The following is a 16,290-nucleotide window of genomic DNA, read 5'->3' on the forward strand; positions in this document are numbered from 1 at the left end:
CGGCCAAGGCCGGTGGTCATCAGCGGTATCCTAGTCCAGCCCTACTCCACGGGGGGCGAGCCGGGTTGGCGGAATGGTAGACGCGGCGCACTCAAAATGCGCTGTCCGCGAGGGCGTGCGGGTTCGAGTCCCGCACCCGGCACGCAGTACCGGCGTCGCACATCTCACGTGCGTGCCGCACCGGGAGACGGCGCCCGCCGGCCATGCAGGCCGGCGGGCGCCGTCTCGTCGGAGCGGGTCCGGATCAGGTCTGCGGCCCGGCGGCGATGCGGTCGGCCTCGATACGAGCGGACTCGGTGCCGTCGAGGTCGCCGATGCGGTGGACCCGGAGGGTGTTGGTGGAGCCGTGGACCCCGGGAGGCGACCCGGCCGCGATGATGACCAGATCGTTCTTCTGCAGGCCCTTGTGCTCGCGCAGCAGCTCGTCGACGACGCTGACCATCACGTCGGAATCCTTCTGCATCGGCACCAGGTGCGCCTCGATGCCCCAGGTCAGGGATAGCTGGCGGGCGACCTCGGGGTACGGGGTCATCGCCAGCAGAGGGATCGTGGGACGCAGGCGGGACAGGCGCCGCGCGGTGTCGCCGGACTCGGTGAAGGTCACCAGGTACTGCGCCGAGAGCTGGTCACCGATCTCGGCGGCCGCGCGGGTGATCGCTCCGCCGCGGGTGTGCGGGATGGTGCCCAGCGGGAGGATGCGGTCTGCGCCGTTCTCCTCGGTGTTGGTGACGATGCGGGCCATCGTGCGGACCGCCTCGAAGGGATAGGCGCCGACGCTGGTCTCGCCCGAGAGCATCACCGCGTCCGCGCCGTCGAGGATGGCGTTGGCGCAGTCGGAGGCCTCGGCGCGGGTGGGGCGCGGGCTCGTGATCATCGACTCCAGCACCTGGGTGGCGACGATCACCGGCTTGGCGTTGCGGCGGGCGAGCTCGATGGCGCGCTTCTGGACCAGCGGGACCTGCTCCAGCGGCAGCTCGACGCCGAGATCGCCGCGGGCGACCATGATGCCGTCGAAGGCACCGACGATGGAGCGCAGCGCGCGCACGGCCTGCGGCTTCTCGATCTTCGCGACGACGGGGACGCGGCGACCCTCTTCCTGCATGATCCGCAGCACCTCATCCATGTCGTGCGCGTCGCGCACGAAGGACAGGGCGATCACGTCGGCGCCCAGGGCCAGGCCCCAGCGCAGATCCGCGACGTCCTTCTCGCTCATCGCCGGGACGGAGACGGCCACGCCGGGCAGGTTGATGCCCTTGCTGTCGGAGACCGGGCCGGGGACCTCGACGACCGTGCTGACCTCGGTCTCGGAGACGTCGGTGACACGGACGGAGACCTTGCCGTCGTCGATCAGGAGGACATCCCCCGGGCGGCAGTCGCCCGGCAGGCCCTTGAAGGTGGTCGAGACCCGCTGCTTGGTCCCCACGATGTCCTCGGTGGTGATGACGAACTCGTCACCGACCTCGAGCTGGTGCGGGCCGTCCTCGAACTTGCCGAGACGGATCTTGGGGCCCTGCAGATCGACCAGGATGGCGACGTTGCGGCCCAGATCCTCGGCCGCCTTGCGGATGTTCGCGTAGACCTGCTCGTGATCTTCGTGGGTGCCGTGGCTGAGGTTCATCCTCGCCACGTTCATCCCCGCCTCGATCAGGGTCCGGATCTGCTCGTAGGTATTGGTCGCCGGACCGAGTGTGCAGACGATCTTCGCTTTGCGCATGTCAACCCATCTGTAGTTCTGATAAGGGCCGCGGCCCGCCGGCGAACGTCACGGACGCTCGCCGAAGGGGCCGCAGCATCGCGTGTGGGCCCAGTCTTTCACACTGTGACGGGCTTCTCTCCCGGCGCGACGGGCGCATGGAGAGAGGTGTCCCCCATCAGGTGGCTGTCGACGGCGGCGGCGCAGGAGCGCCCCTCCGCGATCGCCCACACGATGAGGCTCTGACCGCGGGCGCAGTCGCCGGCGGTGAACACGCCGGGGACGTCCGTCGCCCACTGCCCGTCGTGCGCGACGTTGCCGCGCGAGGTGAGCTCCACCCCGAGCGAGGACAGCAGCCCGTCCGTGCGCGGCCCGGTGAAGCCCATGGCCACCAGCACCAGCGTCGCGGGCAGCACGGTCTCGGTCCCGGGGGTGGGCAGACGCTTCCCGTCGCGGAACTGGGTGCGCGCCACCCGGAGCCCGGTGACGGCCCCGTTCTCGTCGGTCTCGAAGCCGGTGGTCGAGGCGAGGTACGAACGCTCACCGCCCTCCTCGTGGGCGGTGGAGACCTCGTACAGCACCGGGTGCGTCGGCCAGGGCTGGTTCTCGTCGCGCTCGCTGGGGGGCTGGGTGCCGATGGCGAGGGTGGTCACCGACTTCGCGCCCTGGCGCAGTGCGGTGCCGAGGCAGTCCGCGCCGGTGTCGCCGCCGCCGATGATCACCACGTCCTTGCCCTCGGCGGTGATCTGGCCCTCCAGCTCGTCGCCGGCCACCCGGCGGTTGGCCTGGGTCAGGTACTCCATGGCCGGATGGATGCCCGCGGCGTCACGTCCGGGAACGTCCAGCTGCCGCGGCGTGCTCGCACCGGTGGCCAGCACCACGGCGTCGAACCGGGAGCGCAGCTTCTCGACGGAGAGGGCGCCGGGGCCCTCGCCGCCGACGTCGACGCCGGTGCGGAACCGCGTGCCCTCGGCGCGCATCTGCTCGAGCCGGCGGTCGATGTGGCGCTTCTCCAGCTTGAACTCGGGGATGCCGTAGCGCAGCAGGCCGCCGATGCGGTCATCACGCTCGAAGACGACCACCGAGTGGCCGGCACGGGTCAGCTGCTGCGCGGCGGCGAGCCCGGCCGGACCGGATCCGACGACGGCCACGGCGCGGCCGGTCTGACGGGACGGCTCGACGGGCTCGACCCAGCCCTCCTCGAAGGCGCGGTCGATGATCGAGACCTCGACGTTCTTGATGGTCACCGGCGGCTGGTTGATGCCCAGCACACAGCTGGACTCGCACGGCGCCGGGCAGGCGCGGCCGGTGAACTCCGGGAAGTTATTGGTCGCGTGCAGGCGCTCGATCGCCTCGTGCCAGTCGTCGCGGTAGACCAGGTCGTTCCACTCCGGGATCAGGTTGCCCAGCGGGCAGCCCTGGTGGCAGAAGGGGATGCCGCAGTTCATGCAGCGCCCGGCCTGTCGGGAGACGACGTTCAGCGTGCCCTTCTCGCGGGCCTCGTACACCTCGCGCCAGTCCATGAGCCGCACCGGGACCGGCCGAGGGGCGGGCAGCTCGCGGTCGCGATACCGCAGGAATCCTCGGGGATCAGCCATGAGTGCTCTCCATGATCTCGTTCCAGACGTCGTTCGAATCGGGGTCGACCCCTTGGGCCAGCGCGTCCTCGCGGATCGAGGTGATGCGCAGGAAGGCGCGGGGGGCGACCTCGGTGAGCCGGCTCATCAGCTCGTCCTCGTCGGCCAGCAGGGCGGCCGCACGGTCGGAGCCGGTGCGCCGGGCGTGTTCGGAGACCGCCTCCAGGACGAAGGCCCGGTGCTCCTCGCGCACGGGCGTGATCTCGAAGGTGGCGGCGTCCTTGGGGTTCAGGGAGGCTGTATCGAGATCGAGGACGAACAGCGTGCCCCCGCTCATACCGGCGCCCAGGTTGCGTCCCGTCGGGCCCAGGATCACCACGGCGCCACCGGTCATGTACTCCGCGCCGTGGTCGCCGATGCCCTCGACGACCAGGGTGGCCCCGGAGTTGCGCACGCCGAACCGCTCCCCTGCGGAGCCGGCCAGCAGCAGTCTGCCGCTGGTGGCCCCGTAGGCGCAGGTGTTGCCCGCGATCGGGGCGGAGGTCAGCGAGGGGGCGGAGCCGGCGCCATGGCCGATGGCGATCACACCGCCGGAGAGCCCCTTGCCGACGTAGTCGTTGGCGTCGCCCCGCAGCTGGAGGGAGATGCCGGCCGGGAGGAAGGCGCCGAAGGACTGCCCGCCGGTGCCCTCGAGATCGAGCACGACGGAGTCCTCGGCCAGACCCTCGCCCCCGGTGCGCCGGGTGACTTCATGGCCCAGGAGCGTGCCCGTGCTGCGCTGGACGTTGCTGATGGTGTCGGTGATGTGCACCGAGGCCAGCCGTCCCTCGATGACCTCGGCGGCCTGTTCGATCCAGGGGTGGTCCGCCGCCCGTTCCAGCTGGTGGTCCTGGTCGCGCCGGCGCCGGGGGAAGTCGCCCTCGTGGATGACGGGGGCGGCGAGGATCGCCTCGAGATCGAGACCCTCGCGCTTGGCCGCACCCAGCACCGAGCGGCTCATCGTGTCGTCGCGCAGACCCAGCAGGTCGGTGCGACCGATCGCCTCGTCCAGAGAGCGCAGACCCAGTGCGGCGAGGTGCTCGCGGACCTGCTCGGCGACGAACTGGAAGAACGTCACCACGTGCTCGGCCTGGCCGGTGTAACGGGCACGCAGCTCCGGGTTCTGGGTGGCCACGCCCACCGGGCAGGTGTCCAGGTGGCACACGCGCATCATCACGCAGCCGGAGACGACCAGCGGAGCGGACGCGAACCCGTACTCCTCGGCGCCCAGCAGGGCGGCGATGATCACGTCGCGCCCGGTCTTCATCTGACCGTCGACCTGCACCGTGATGCGGTCGCGCAGGCCGTTCAGCAGCAGAGTCTGCTGCGTCTCGGCCAGGCCCAGCTCCCAGGGGGTGCCGGCGTGCTTGAGCGAGTTCAGCGGGCTGGCCCCCGTGCCGCCGTCGTGGCCGGAGATCAGCACCACGTCGGCGTGCGCCTTGGACACGCCGGTCGCGACCGTGCCGACCCCGAAGCGGGACACCAGCTTGACGTGGACGCGGGCGGCGGGGTTCGCCGACTTGGCGTCGTGGATCAGCTGGGCGAGATCCTCGATCGAGTAGATGTCGTGGTGCGGCGGCGGGGAGATCAGGCCGATGCCCGGGGTGGAGTGACGGGTCCGTGCGATCCACGGGTAGACCTTCTCCGGGGGCAGCTGGCCGCCCTCGCCGGGCTTCGCACCCTGGGCGATCTTGATCTGGATGTCCCGCGCGAACGTCAGGTACTGGCTGGTCACGCCGAAGCGGCCGGAGGCGATCTGCTTGATCGCGCTGCGCCGCTCAGGATCGTGCAGACGCTCCGTGTCCTCGCCGCCCTCACCGCTGTTGGACATGCCGCCCAGACGGTTCATCGCGATGGCGAGCGTCTCGTGGGCCTCCTGCGAGATGGACCCGTAGCTCATCGCGCCGGTCATGAAGCGGCGGGTGATCGACTCGACCGGCTCGACCTCCTCGATCGGCACCGGCGACTGATCCTCCGTGCGCAGCTTCAGCAGCCCGCGGATGGTCATCAGACGTTCGTGCTGGTCGTCGACCTCGTCCGTGTAGCGACGGAACTCGTCGTACTGACGGGTGCGCGCCGAGTGCTGCAGGCGGAAGACGGCCTCGGGCGTGAACAGGTGCGGCTCGCCCTCGCGGCGCCACTGGTACTCGCCGCCGACGGGCAGGCTCCGGTGAGCCTGGTGGACGCCGTCGACCGGGTAGGCCAGGGCGTGGCGGGCCGCGTTCTCCTGGGCGATGACGTCGAGGTCGATGCCGCCGATGCGGGAGATGGTGCCCGGGAAGTAGGTGTCCACCAGGTCCTGGGAGAGGCCGACGGCCTCGAAGATCTGCGCGCCGCGGTACGAGGCCACCGTGGCGATGCCCATCTTCGACATGATCTTCAGGACGCCCTTGCCGAGGGCGACGATGAGGTTGCGCACCGCCTGCTCGGGGGCGACGTCGCTGACCACGCCGCGCTCGACGAGCTCCTCGACGCTCTCCATCGCGAGGTAGGGGTTGATGGCGCTGGCGCCGTAGCCGATCAGCAGGGCGGCGTGGTGGACCTCGCGGACGTCGCCGGCCTCGACCAGCAGGGCCGCGGCGGTACGGCGGCCCGTGCGCACCAGATGGTGCTGGACGGCGCTGGTCAGCAGCAGCGAGGGGATCGGCGCGAGCACCTGGTTCGCATCACGGTCCGAGAGCACCAGGAAGGTGGCGCCGTCGTCGATCGCGGCGACCGCTTCGTCACAGATCTCCTGCAGACGCTTCTCGAGCGCCTCGGTGCCGCCCGCGACCGGGTACAGGCCGCGCAGGCGCACGGTGCGGAAGTCCGCGGTCGCCGGGTTGGCGTCGACCGCCACGATCTTGGCGAGCTCGTCGTTGTCGATGATGGGGAAGTCCAGCGCCAGCTGGCGAGCGTGCTGCGGGGTGGCGTCGAGCAGGTTCCGCGCCTGGCCGATGGCCACGCCCAGCGAGGTCACGATCTCCTCGCGCAGGGAGTCCAGCGGAGGGTTGGTGACCTGGGCGAACATCTGGGTGAAGTAGTCGAACAGCAGCCTCGGGCGATCCGAGAGCACCGCGATCGGGGTGTCGGTGCCCATCGCACCGAGCGGCTCCGCGCCCTTGGCGGCCATCGGGGCGAGCAGGATCCTCAGCTCCTCCTCGGTGTACCCGAACGTCTGCTGACGCCGGACCACGGAGGAGCGGGTGTGGGTGATGTGCTCGCGGGAGGGTAGCTCGGACAGATTCACCTTCTGCTCGCGCACCCAGGTCCCGTACGGGTGCTCGGTGGCGATGCGGTGCTTGAGCTCCTGGCTGGGCACGATCTCGCCCTCGGCGACGTCCACCAGGAAGATCTCGCCCGGCGCGACGCGCCCGGTGCGCACCAGGGAGGAGCGCGGGACGTCCAGCAGCCCGGTCTCCGAGCCCAGGATCACCAGGTCGTCGTCGGTGACCCAGTACCGCAGGGGGCGCAGACCGTTGCGGTCCAGGCGCGCACCGACCTGCGTGCCATCGGTGAAGACGACCGAGGCCGGGCCGTCCCACGGCTCCTGCAGGGCCGCGTGGAACTCGTAGAAGGCCCGCAGGTCCGGGTCCATCGAGTCGTCGTTCTCCCACGGCTCGGGGATCAGCATCATCAGCGCGTGCGGGAGCGAGCGGCCCGAGAGGTTCAGCAGCTCGAGGGTCTCGTCCAGGCTCGCCGAGTCCGACGCCCCGGGCGTGCTAACCGGCAGCAGCCGCGCGAAGTCCTCGCCGAACACGTCGGTGCGCATGCTGCCCTCGGCGGCGCGCAGCCGGTTGCGGTTGCCGATCACCGTGTTGATCTCGCCGTTGTGGGCCAGGGTTCGGAAGGGATGGGCCAGCGGCCAGGCCGGGAACGTGTTGGTCGAGAACCGGGAGTGGACGATCGCCAGCTCGGCCTCGAACCGCGGATCATGCAGGTCCGGGTAGAACTGCTCGAGCTGGGCCGGGGTGAGCATGCCCTTGTAGACCATCACGCGCGTGGACAGCGAGGGGAAGTAGGCGCGGGTGGTGTGCTCGACCCGGCGGCGCACCGCGAAGGCGGCGCGCTCGAGCTCGATACCGGTGCGCTGACCGGCCGCGTCGGCGACGAAGACCTGCACGAAGTCGGGGCGGACGGCCTCGGCGGAGGGGCCGACGAGACCGTCGGTGGTGGGCACCTCGCGCTGGCCGAGGACTCGCAGGCCCTCCTCGGCGCAGATCGACTCGAGGGCCTCGAACGCCTCGCGGCGGCCCTCCTCGTCGCGGGGGACGAAGGCGATGCCGGCGGCGTAGGAGCCCAACGGCGGCAGCTCGAGGCCGCTGACCTCGCGCAGGAACGAATCCGGCAGCTGGACCATGATCCCGGCGCCGTCACCGGTGGCCTCCTCGGCACCGACGGCTCCGCGGTGCTCGAGGTTGCGCAGCGCGGTCAGGGCGTGCTCGACGATGTCGTGGCCGGGGCGGCCCCGGAGGGTGGCGATCATCGCCACGCCGCACGAGTCGCCCTCGCTCTCGGGGCGGTAGAGGCCCTGCGAGGCGGGGAAGCGGGAGAAGCGGGTATCGAGGGGGTGCATACGAGCCCTTCCAGGTGGGCGGCCGGTGACGGCTCGCCGGTGGTCGACGGGTGCCCGGTCCGGGCCACGGTCCTCAGGCGCGCCTGTGGCGTCCGGTGTCCGTGGGGCCCTCCGGGTCCCGGGGGGAGGATTCTTCGTCGGCGGCGGGAGGAGTCCCGGATCTGTCGGGCTCGTCCTCATCGTCGGGGTCCTCGTCCTCGGCGGGGGCGGGTACGACGAACGATCCGTCGGCCGCGACGACCTCGCCGCCGCGCCGGCGTTGTCGCACGGTGAGGATCACGAAGGCGAGTAGGGCGACCAGAACCATGATGATAGCGACCAGGGTGTGGATGCGCAGCGGCCCGATCACCAGGACGGGCTCGCTGCGGATGGCATCGATCCAGGCGCGGCCGGTCGAGTAGATCCCGGCGTAGGCCCAGAACACGCGGCCGCCGCCCAGCTCGAAGCGGCGCGCCAGGGCCAGCAGCACCACGACACCGACGAGGTTCCACAGCTGCTCGTACAGGAAGGTCGGGTGGTACGTGCCGGGCTCACAGCCGGGGATCGTGGTGCCGTTGGTGACGCAGGTGACGTCCCACGCCCACCAGGAGCCCAGGGGCGGGCCGTAGAGCTCCTGGTTGAACCAGTTGCCGAACCGGCCGATGGCCTGCGCGACCATCAGGGTGGGGGCGATGGTGTCGGCCAGGGCGGTGAACGAGACCTGCTTCATCCGGGCCATGAAGTATGCCGCGATCGCGCCGCCGGCCACGCCGCCGTAGATCGCCAGGCCGCCCTGCCAGATGTAGAGCACGGCGATGGGGTCCCCGCCCTCCCCGAAGAACGGGGCCGGGGAGGTCAGCACGTGCCAGATGCGGGCGCCGATGATCCCGGCGATGATTGCGACGAACACGATGTCGAAGAGGTCGTCGCCGTCGCCGCCGCGCGCGACCCAGCGCTTGGTGGCCCACCACAGGGCCACCCCCATCCCGAGCAGGATGCAGATCGCGTAGAAGTGCACCGTGAGCGGGCCGAGGGAGAGCGAGGAGATGGGCGAACTGGGGATCATGTCCGGGCTCTCCTCACTGTGGTGCGGGACGGCTGGGCGGTGCGGGACGACGGGGCGGCGGACTCGCCGGGCGACGGGCCCGCCCCGCTGGGGCCGGCCCGAGAGCGGACCGGGCGGCCCCTGTGGATGCTGCGCCGACGAGGTGGTGCCGTGCGGGTCCTTCGGGGCGGTACTACGAGGCGGTGCGAGCGCGCTCCACTCCGGCGCGCAGATCGTCGGCCACGGCTGCGAGGGCGGTGCGGGTCGCAGGGGCGTCGCCCGCGTTGTCCAGCAGCGTGCGCACGAAGGCGGAGCCGACGATCACTCCATCAGCGTACGCGCCGACCTGCGCGGCCTGCTCACCGTTCGAGACGCCGAGACCGACGCAGACGTTGCGGGCGCCGGCCGCGCGGGTGCGCGCCACCAGGTCCTCGGTGGCCGCCGACACGCTCGCGCGGGTCCCGGTGACGCCCATGGTGCTCGCCGCGTAGACGAAGCCCGTTGTGTGGGAGACCACATGGGCGAGGCGGTCCGGCGGCGAGCTGGGTGCGACCAGGAACACGCGGTCCACGCCGTGCTCCTCGCTCGCGGCGATCCAGTCGGCGCCCTCATCGGGGATCAGGTCGGGGGTGATGACTCCGGCCCCGCCGGCCGCGGCGAGGTCGCGCGCGAAGGCGGCAGGCCCGTAGGCGAGGACCGGGTTCCAGTAGGACATGACGAGGATGGCGGCTCCGCGGCCCGAGAGCGCCTCGACGGCCTCGAGCACGTGACGGGTGCGCACTCCACCGGCCAGAGCGGCCGAGGCCGCCTGCTGGATCACCGGTCCGTCCATGACCGGGTCCGAGTACGGAAGGCCCAGTTCGATCATGTCGGCCCCGTGATCGATCAGCACCCGGGCGGCGTCGATGGACTGCTCGACGTCGGGATACCCGACGGGCAGGTAGCCGATAAGCGCGGAGCGGTTCTCGCTGCGGGCGCTGTCCAGGGCGTCGGCCGCGCGCACGCGGGCGGTCTCGGGGGCGGTCATCGGGACACCTCTCCCTCGGCACCGGCAGGGCCGGTGGGGCCTGCGGCGGTGGTGCGGGCGCGGGCGCGGAGGCTCTCGAGGTCGGCGCGGGCGGGGTCCTCGCCCACCAGGCCGAACCAGCGGGAGGCGGTGTCGACGTCCTTGTCCCCCCGACCGGAGAGGCTGACCAGGATGACGGCCTCCTCCCCCAGCTCCCGGCCCAGTTCGAGGGCTCCGGCCAGTGCGTGGGCGGATTCGATCGCGGGCATGATGCCCTCGGTCATGGACAGCAGGGCGAAGGCGTCCATGGCGGGGCCGTCGTCGATGGCCCGGTACTCGGCACGGCCGATGTCCGCGAGCCAGGCGTGCTCGGGGCCCACGCTGGGGTAGTCCAGCCCGGCGGAGACCGAGTGCGAGGGGATGGTCTGGCCGTCCTGGTCCTGCATCACGAAGCTGCGGGCCCCGTGGAGCACCCCGGCGGACCCTCCGGAGATGGTCGAGGAGTGCCGACCCGAGTCGATGCCGTCTCCTCCGGCCTCGCAGCCGATCAGCCGGACGACGGGGTCCACGTCGTCGAGGAACGCGTGGAAGATGCCCATCGCGTTCGAGCCGCCGCCGACGCAGGCGACCACCGCGTCGGGCAGGCGGCCCACCCGCTCGAGGGTCTGGGAGCGCGCCTCCTCGCCGATGATGCGATGGAAGTCGCGGACCATCACCGGGAAGGGGTGCGGTCCGGCGACGGTGCCCAGGAGGTAGTGGGTGCTCTCGACGTTGGCGACCCAGTCGCGGAACGCTTCGTTGATGGCGTCCTTGAGGGTGCGGGAGCCTTGGCTGACCGGGACCACGTCGGCCCCGAGCAGGCGCATCCTGGCGACGTTCAGCGCCTGCCGCTCGGTGTCCTCCTCGCCCATGTAGATCGTGCAGTCCAGGCCGAACAGGGCCGCTGCGGTGGCGGTGGCGACGCCGTGCTGGCCGGCGCCGGTCTCCGCGATGACCCGGGACTTGCCCATGCGCTTGGTCAGCAGTGCCTGGCCGAGGACGTTGTTGATCTTGTGGCTGCCGGTGTGGTTGAGGTCCTCGCGCTTGAGCAGGATCCGGGCGCCGCCGGCGAGCTGGGAGAAGCGCGGCACCTCGGACAGCAGCGAGGGCCGGCCGGTGTACTCCGCTGCCAGGCGCTGCAGCTCGACCGCGAACTCCGGGTCCACGACGGCCTTCTCGTAGGTCTCGGTGAGCTCGTCGAGGGCCGGGACCAGGGCTTCGGGCAGGAATCGACCGCCGAAGTCCCCGAAGTAGGGGCCGGACTCGGAGCGCAGCTGCCCGGCGGGACGCTGCATATCGGTGCGGACCTGGCCATCGGGCGGGACGGGCTGGGGATGCGGGGCGCTCATGCGCGGGCTCCTTCCGGGGCGGTGCGACCGCGACGTGCGACCTGGCGGAACGCGGTGACGGCGGCGGCAGGATCACCGGCGGTGACCAGTGCCTCGCCGACCAGCACGGCGTCTGCTCCGGCCGCGGCGTAGGCCTCGACGTCCTGGACGGAGGCCACGGCCGATTCCCCGATGGCCAGCGGTCCGGCCGGGATCCGGCGCAGCAGGTCACCGGCACGGTCGGGGTGCACGTCGAGGGTCTTGAGGTCGCGGGCGTTGACGCCGAGGAGGTCGGCATCCAGGGCGAGGGCACGGTCGAGCTCGTCGGCGGTGTGGGCCTCGATCAGGGCCTGCATCCCCAGCTCGGCCGTGAGCTCGGCGAGGTCGTGCAGCAGTGAATCCTCCAGCGCCGCCACGATCAGCAGGATCAGGTCGGCGCCATGGGCGCGCGCTTCGAGCACCTGGTACGGATCGACGATGAAGTCCTTGCGCAGCACGGGAACGTCGACGCGCGCACGCACGGCGTCGAGGTCCTCCAGGGAGCCGCGGAAGCGGCGGGGCTCGGTCAGGACGCTGATCGCGCTCGCACCGCTGTCGGCGTAGATCGCCGCGAGGTCGGCAGGAGCGGGGATCTCTGCGAGTGCGCCCTTGGAGGGGCTGGCACGCTTGACCTCGGCGATGAGGCCCATGGTGGTGCCGTCCCCGCGCAGGGCGGCGCGGGCGTCGCGGGCCGGGGCGGCGTCACGGGCGAGCTGCTCGAGCTCGGTGGCGGGCGTCGCCGCGCGTCGGGGCTCGAGGTCCTCTCGCACCCCGGCGATGATGTCGTCGAGCACGGTGCCGGTGGGGGTCACGGGTGCCTCCTGCAGCGGTCTGGGGCGGGATCGCCGGTGGTGCGATCGGGACGGGGGTCGGTGCTCAGGCGCCGACGAAGGAGATCGGGGCGAGGAACCAGAAGGCGGGGATGTTCCGCAGCACGGTGAACAGGGCCACCAGGGCGCCCATCAGGATCATCACGCGGTTCGAGGGCAGCATGCCGATCGGCCTGCCCCGTGCCCGTCGTACGGTCCACAGGGCGATCCCCGCGGCCACGGCCGGCAGGGCGAGGATGATCAGCGCATTGCTGCGCAGAGCGAGCAGCAGGTTCCCCTCCAGCAGCGCGTGGACGGCACGGATCGCCCCGCACCCGGGGCAGTCCAGCCCGGTCAGGGTGTGGACGATGCACAGGGGCACGTTCGTGCGGAAGGGGTCGAAGGTGGCCTGGACCGTGAGAGCGACGAGGAGCCCGCCGGCCACGATCCCCAGGGGCAGCAGGGTCCTGCGGAGTCCGCCGGCGGGGGCGTCCGGCACGGCGTGGCCGTGCTGGTCCCGCGCCGCCGAGGTCATCTCGAGTCGTTCTGGACGAGTTCCGGCTTGGGCTGGCCGAGACCGGCGAGCGACATGACGATGCCCGCGATGATCGCGAGCGCCATCACGCCGATGCCGATCCACACCAGAAGCATCATGGCCAGGATCATTCCCGCGGCCACGATGGCCGAGCCGAAGACCACGCCCATGGTCAGCGTCCAGGCGGCCGCGGTCTTGCCCTCGTTGTGGGGCGGGTGCGGCGGCACGGCGTAGGTCTTGGTCATGGTCCTTCTCCGGTAGGGGGCCCTGTCGAGGCTATTGTGCCACGTCATGGCGCCACGGACGGGGCGGCGTCCGGCGCTGTCGCTCAGGTGTCGGAGGCCGGGTGATCACGGTCACCGAGCTGCTGCCCGGAGGCGCGGCGCTGCGCGCCGTCGCCCGGTTCGCGATCAGGGCCCGGCTCGGCACGGGCGTCGACGTCCGCACTGGGATCCTCGCCCCGGGTCAGGGCGTCCCAGGCCGCGGCAGGGTCCTCTGCCGGGTCCGCCGTGACGGTGACGGCGGCGCTGCGGTACCGCGTGCCGACGGGCCAGGTCCGGCCCGCCACGAGGACGATCAGACCGGTCGCGGCCACGGCCAGGGCGGGCAGGAGCGTGAGCAGGGGCCAGGCGGTGGCCTGGGCCTGCACCTGGGAGCCGAGGACGCCGGTGGCGCCGGCGACCGCGGAGCCGGAGGCCGAGATCGGGTCTGCGCTCACCATGACCGCCGAGTATCCGCCGGCCAGTCCCGCGGCGAGCAGCACGGGGCCGGTCACGAAGCGCACCCAGGTCGAGGACAGGGTGGTCGCCAGCGCCGCGGCGACCGCGACGATCGCCACGGCGAGCACCGCGGGAGCGGCGTCGGTGCCCTTGACGGCCACGTCCTGCGTGGTGCCGGCGAGGTCCGGCGCCGAGGCCTGCACCCAGGTCATCCGGGTGGCACCGGCCAGCAGGGCCGAGGCGAGCAGGCCGGCCAGCACGGTCATCCGCCGGCTCGGGGTGCGCCGCGATCGCGCGGGCCCGGCCGGGGCCAGGTCGGACGTCGGCTCTTCCGGAGGGTCCTCGGGGCGGGAGGTGCTCATGCGGACCGCAGCGTATCGGCCGAGGCGACGGCGCGCAGGGCCGCGGCCGCCTTCGACTGGGTCTCGCGGTGCTCCATGGTGGGGTCGGAGTCGGCGACCACTCCCCCGCCGGCCTGGACGTGCGCGGTGCCGTCCTTGAGCACGGCGGTGCGGATGGCGATGGCCATGTCCATGTCCCCGGCGAAGTCGATGTACCCGACGGTGCCGCCGTACACGCCGCGCCGGACCGGCTCGAGCCGGTCGATGATCCGCATGGCCGCCGGCTTCGGGGCCCCGGAGAGGGTCCCGGCCGGGAACGTGGCCCGCAGCGCGTCGTAGGCCAGGGCGTCGTCACGGATGCGCCCGGTGACGGTGGAGACGATGTGCTGGATGTGGGAGAAGCGCTGGATGTGCATGAAGTCGCGCACCACCACGGTCCCTGGATCGCAGAACTTCTGGAGATCGTTGCGGGCGAGGTCGACGAGCATGAGGTGCTCGGAGCGCTCCTTGGCATCGGCCAGCATCTCCTGGGCGAGGCGCTCGTCCTCCTCCGGGCCCGCGCCGCGCGGGCGGGAGCCGGCGATGGGGTGCGTGGTGGCGGTCCTGCCGCGCACGGTGACCAGCGACTCGGGACTCGCGCCCACCACGTCGATGGGCTCCCCGCTCGCATCGACGGTGCGCAGGAGATACATGTAGGGGCTGGGGTTCATCCGCCGCAGCACCCGGTATACGTCCAGCGGGTCCGCCGCCACCGGCAGGGAGAAGCGCTGCGAGGGCACCACCTGGAAGATCTCGCCGTCGATGATGTCGCGGACGGCGTCCTGCACGGCCCGCTCGTACTCGAGCTGCGCGGTGCGCGCCTTCGGCTCGAGGTCGCGAACGGTCTCGTAGACCATCGCACCGGTTCTCACCGGGGTGCGCAGGCGCTCCCGCATCGCCTCCAGGCGCGCGAGCGCGTCATCGTAGGCGGCATCGACCCCGTCTGCCGTGGCGTCGAGGTTCAGCGCGTTGGCGACCAGCACCACCGTGGAGTCGTGGTCGTCGTGGACGACCACGTCCTGGGCGAGGAGCATCGAGAGATCCGGCAGGCCCACCTCGTCGGGCGGAGAGACCTCGAGCTTCTCCCAGTGACGCACCGCGTCGTAGGCGAGATAGCCGACCATGCCGCCGGAGAAGGGAGGCAGGTGCGGCTGGCGGGCGGCGCGGAAGGCGCTGGTGACGGCGCGCAGCGCCTCCACGGGGCTGCCGGTGGTGGGCACGCCGGCCGGGACGTCGCCGATCCAGTGGGCGCTGCCCTCGCGCTCGGTCAGCACGGCGCGGGCGCGGGTGCCGATGATCGACCAGCGTGAGGCCTCGCCCTCCCCCGCGGACTCCAGGAGGAAGGTGCCGCGGCCGTCGCCGTCCGCCGTCAGACGGCGGTACAGCGAGACCGGGGTGTCCTCGTCGGCCAGCAGCCGCATGCTCACCGGGACCACCCGTTGGCGGGCGGCCAGGGCGCGGAAGGTCTCGCGGTCGGGGTGGATCACGCCGAGGGCGTCGCCCTCGCGCCCCGCGACCAGCTCCGGGTACGCCTCGGAGGGGTCGGCGGCAGCGGCATCCGGCGCGGTCGGGTGCTCCGGGTTCATGCGTGCCGCTCCGCGGGCGAGAGGGAGAGGGCGCCCAGGTCCCCGCCGTCGAAGCAGGTCTCGGTGCCGCGGTGGCAGGCCGCGCCGACCTGGTCGACCTGGACCAGCAGCGTGTCGCCGTCGCAGTCCAGTGCCACGGAGCGGACCCATTGCACGTGCCCGCTGGTGTCACCCTTGCGCCAGTACTCCCCGCGGGAGCGCGACCAATAGGTGGCCCGCCCGCTGGTCAGGGTGCGGTGCAGGGCCTCGTCGTCCATCCAGCCGACCATCAGCACGCGCTGGTCGGCGGCGTCCTGGACCACGGCGGTGAGCAGTCCGCGCTCGTCGTGCTTGAGGCGGGCGGCGAGCTCCGGGTCGAGGCCCGCGGGAGAGGTCGGGTCAGGCGTGGTCACAGGGCGTTCTCCAGCTCCTCGGCTCGATCGGTGCGTTCCCAGGTGAACTCGGGCAGCTCGCGGCCGAAATGGCCGTGGACCGAGGTCAGTGCGTAGATCGGGCGCAGCAGGTCGAGGGCGTCGATGAGGGCGGCCGGCCGCAGGTCGAAGACCTTGCGGACCGCCGCCGCGATCTGGTGGGCAGGGGCGTGGCCGGTGCCGAAGGTCTCGACGTACAGGCCGACGGGTTCGGCGACGCCGATGGCGTAGGCCACCTGGACCTCGCAGCGATCGGCGAGCCCGGCGGCGACGATGTTCTTGGCCACCCAGCGCATCGCGTAGGCACCGGAGCGGTCCACCTTCGAGGGGTCCTTCCCGGAGAAGGCGCCACCACCGTGGCGGGCCATGCCGCCGTAGGTGTCCACGATGATCTTGCGACCGGTCAGCCCGGCATCGCCCTTGGGCCCGCCCAGGACGAAGCGCCCGGAGGGATTGATGTGGACGGCGACGTCGGAGACGTCCAGCCCCAGGCCCGCGAGATCCTCCAGCACGGGCGCGATCACCACGCGCGAGATCGCCGGGGCCAGCTG

At 72.0% G+C, this 16,290-nt stretch carries 13 protein-coding genes and 1 tRNA gene; 1 reads left to right on the forward strand and 13 read right to left on the reverse strand.

The annotated features are described in order from the left end of the window. The first annotated feature begins 59 nt into the window (after positions 1-59). A tRNA-Leu gene (locus tag AC5020_RS08460) sits at positions 60-142 on the forward strand. 102 nt (positions 143-244) lie between these two features. On the opposite strand, the gene pyk is transcribed toward AC5020_RS08460, so the two are convergent. The 13 genes from pyk to AC5020_RS08525 form a co-directional block, all read right to left on the reverse strand. Next, on the reverse strand, positions 245-1,714 hold the full coding sequence (gene pyk, locus AC5020_RS08465) for a pyruvate kinase (protein ID WP_464987945.1): 1,470 nt from the start codon (positions 1,712-1,714) through the stop codon (positions 245-247). A gap of 98 nt (positions 1,715-1,812) precedes the next feature. Continuing rightward, positions 1,813-3,291 carry a glutamate synthase subunit beta gene (locus tag AC5020_RS08470; protein ID WP_377017220.1) on the reverse strand — a complete coding sequence of 493 codons (1,479 nt, stop codon included), beginning with the start codon at positions 3,289-3,291 and terminating at the stop codon, positions 1,813-1,815. After that, the gene (gltB, locus tag AC5020_RS08475) at positions 3,284-7,864 is read right to left on the reverse strand and encodes a glutamate synthase large subunit (protein ID WP_377017222.1); all 4,581 of its coding nucleotides are present in this window, start codon (positions 7,862-7,864) and stop codon (positions 3,284-3,286) included. Before gltB ends, AC5020_RS08470 begins: the two co-directional genes overlap by 8 nt. Before the next feature lie 73 nt (positions 7,865-7,937). Continuing rightward, complete coding sequence (gene lgt, locus AC5020_RS08480) at positions 7,938-8,909, reverse strand: prolipoprotein diacylglyceryl transferase (RefSeq protein WP_464987946.1); 972 nt, start codon at positions 8,907-8,909, stop codon at positions 7,938-7,940. 172 nt (positions 8,910-9,081) lie between these two features. Beyond that, positions 9,082-9,915 carry a tryptophan synthase subunit alpha gene (gene trpA, locus AC5020_RS08485; protein ID WP_464987947.1) on the reverse strand — a complete coding sequence of 278 codons (834 nt, stop codon included), beginning with the start codon at positions 9,913-9,915 and terminating at the stop codon, positions 9,082-9,084. Next, positions 9,912-11,228, reverse strand: a complete 1,317-nt coding sequence (gene trpB, locus AC5020_RS08490) for a tryptophan synthase subunit beta (RefSeq protein ID WP_494564412.1) — start codon at positions 11,226-11,228, stop codon at positions 9,912-9,914. The genes trpA and trpB overlap by 4 nt, the downstream gene beginning before the upstream one ends. A gap of 50 nt (positions 11,229-11,278) precedes the next feature. Further along, positions 11,279-12,112, reverse strand: a complete 834-nt coding sequence (trpC, locus tag AC5020_RS08495) for an indole-3-glycerol phosphate synthase TrpC (RefSeq protein WP_464987948.1) — start codon at positions 12,110-12,112, stop codon at positions 11,279-11,281. 64 nt (positions 12,113-12,176) lie between these two features. Further along, positions 12,177-12,644 carry a DUF2752 domain-containing protein gene (locus tag AC5020_RS08500; protein WP_464987949.1) on the reverse strand — a complete coding sequence of 156 codons (468 nt, stop codon included), beginning with the start codon at positions 12,642-12,644 and terminating at the stop codon, positions 12,177-12,179. Then, positions 12,641-12,889, reverse strand: a complete 249-nt coding sequence (locus AC5020_RS08505; RefSeq protein WP_377017232.1) for an HGxxPAAW family protein — start codon at positions 12,887-12,889, stop codon at positions 12,641-12,643. The genes AC5020_RS08500 and AC5020_RS08505 overlap by 4 nt, the downstream gene beginning before the upstream one ends. Before the next feature lie 83 nt (positions 12,890-12,972). After that, positions 12,973-13,725 carry a Trp biosynthesis-associated membrane protein gene (locus AC5020_RS08510; protein WP_464987950.1) on the reverse strand — a complete coding sequence of 251 codons (753 nt, stop codon included), beginning with the start codon at positions 13,723-13,725 and terminating at the stop codon, positions 12,973-12,975. Next, positions 13,722-15,329, reverse strand: coding sequence for an anthranilate synthase component I (locus AC5020_RS08515; protein ID WP_464987951.1), 1,608 nt, complete (start codon positions 15,327-15,329; stop codon positions 13,722-13,724). The genes AC5020_RS08510 and AC5020_RS08515 overlap by 4 nt, the downstream gene beginning before the upstream one ends. Then, complete coding sequence (gene hisI, locus AC5020_RS08520) at positions 15,326-15,721, reverse strand: phosphoribosyl-AMP cyclohydrolase (RefSeq protein WP_464987952.1); 396 nt, start codon at positions 15,719-15,721, stop codon at positions 15,326-15,328. The genes AC5020_RS08515 and hisI overlap by 4 nt, the downstream gene beginning before the upstream one ends. Then, the coding region (locus AC5020_RS08525) for a methionine adenosyltransferase domain-containing protein (protein ID WP_464987953.1) at positions 15,718-16,290 on the reverse strand (573 nt) is incomplete at its 5' end. The genes hisI and AC5020_RS08525, both read right to left, overlap by 4 nt.

The sequence above is a fragment of the Brachybacterium sp. SYSU DS0246 genome (genome assembly GCF_059391765.1).

Excerpts from the sequence above, each read along its gene's own strand:
- AC5020_RS08515 (WP_464987951.1), bottom strand. The coding sequence starts at position 15,329 with ATGAACCCGGAGCACCCGACCGCGCCGGATGCCGCTGCCGCCGACCCC.
- trpB (WP_494564412.1), bottom strand. The coding sequence starts at position 11,228 with ATGCAGCGTCCCGCCGGGCAGCTGCGCTCCGAGTCCGGCCCCTACTTC.
- pyk (WP_464987945.1), bottom strand. The coding sequence starts at position 1,714 with ATGCGCAAAGCGAAGATCGTCTGCACACTCGGTCCGGCGACCAATACC.
- lgt (WP_464987946.1), bottom strand. The coding sequence starts at position 8,909 with ATGATCCCCAGTTCGCCCATCTCCTCGCTCTCCCTCGGCCCGCTCACG.
- AC5020_RS08470 (WP_377017220.1), bottom strand. The coding sequence starts at position 3,291 with ATGGCTGATCCCCGAGGATTCCTGCGGTATCGCGACCGCGAGCTGCCC.
- AC5020_RS08510 (WP_464987950.1), bottom strand. The coding sequence starts at position 13,725 with ATGAGCACCTCCCGCCCCGAGGACCCTCCGGAAGAGCCGACGTCCGAC.
- gltB (WP_377017222.1), bottom strand. The coding sequence starts at position 7,864 with ATGCACCCCCTCGATACCCGCTTCTCCCGCTTCCCCGCCTCGCAGGGC.
- trpA (WP_464987947.1), bottom strand. The coding sequence starts at position 9,915 with ATGACCGCCCCCGAGACCGCCCGCGTGCGCGCGGCCGACGCCCTGGAC.
- AC5020_RS08500 (WP_464987949.1), bottom strand. The coding sequence starts at position 12,644 with ATGACCTCGGCGGCGCGGGACCAGCACGGCCACGCCGTGCCGGACGCC.
- AC5020_RS08505 (WP_377017232.1), bottom strand. The coding sequence starts at position 12,889 with ATGACCAAGACCTACGCCGTGCCGCCGCACCCGCCCCACAACGAGGGC.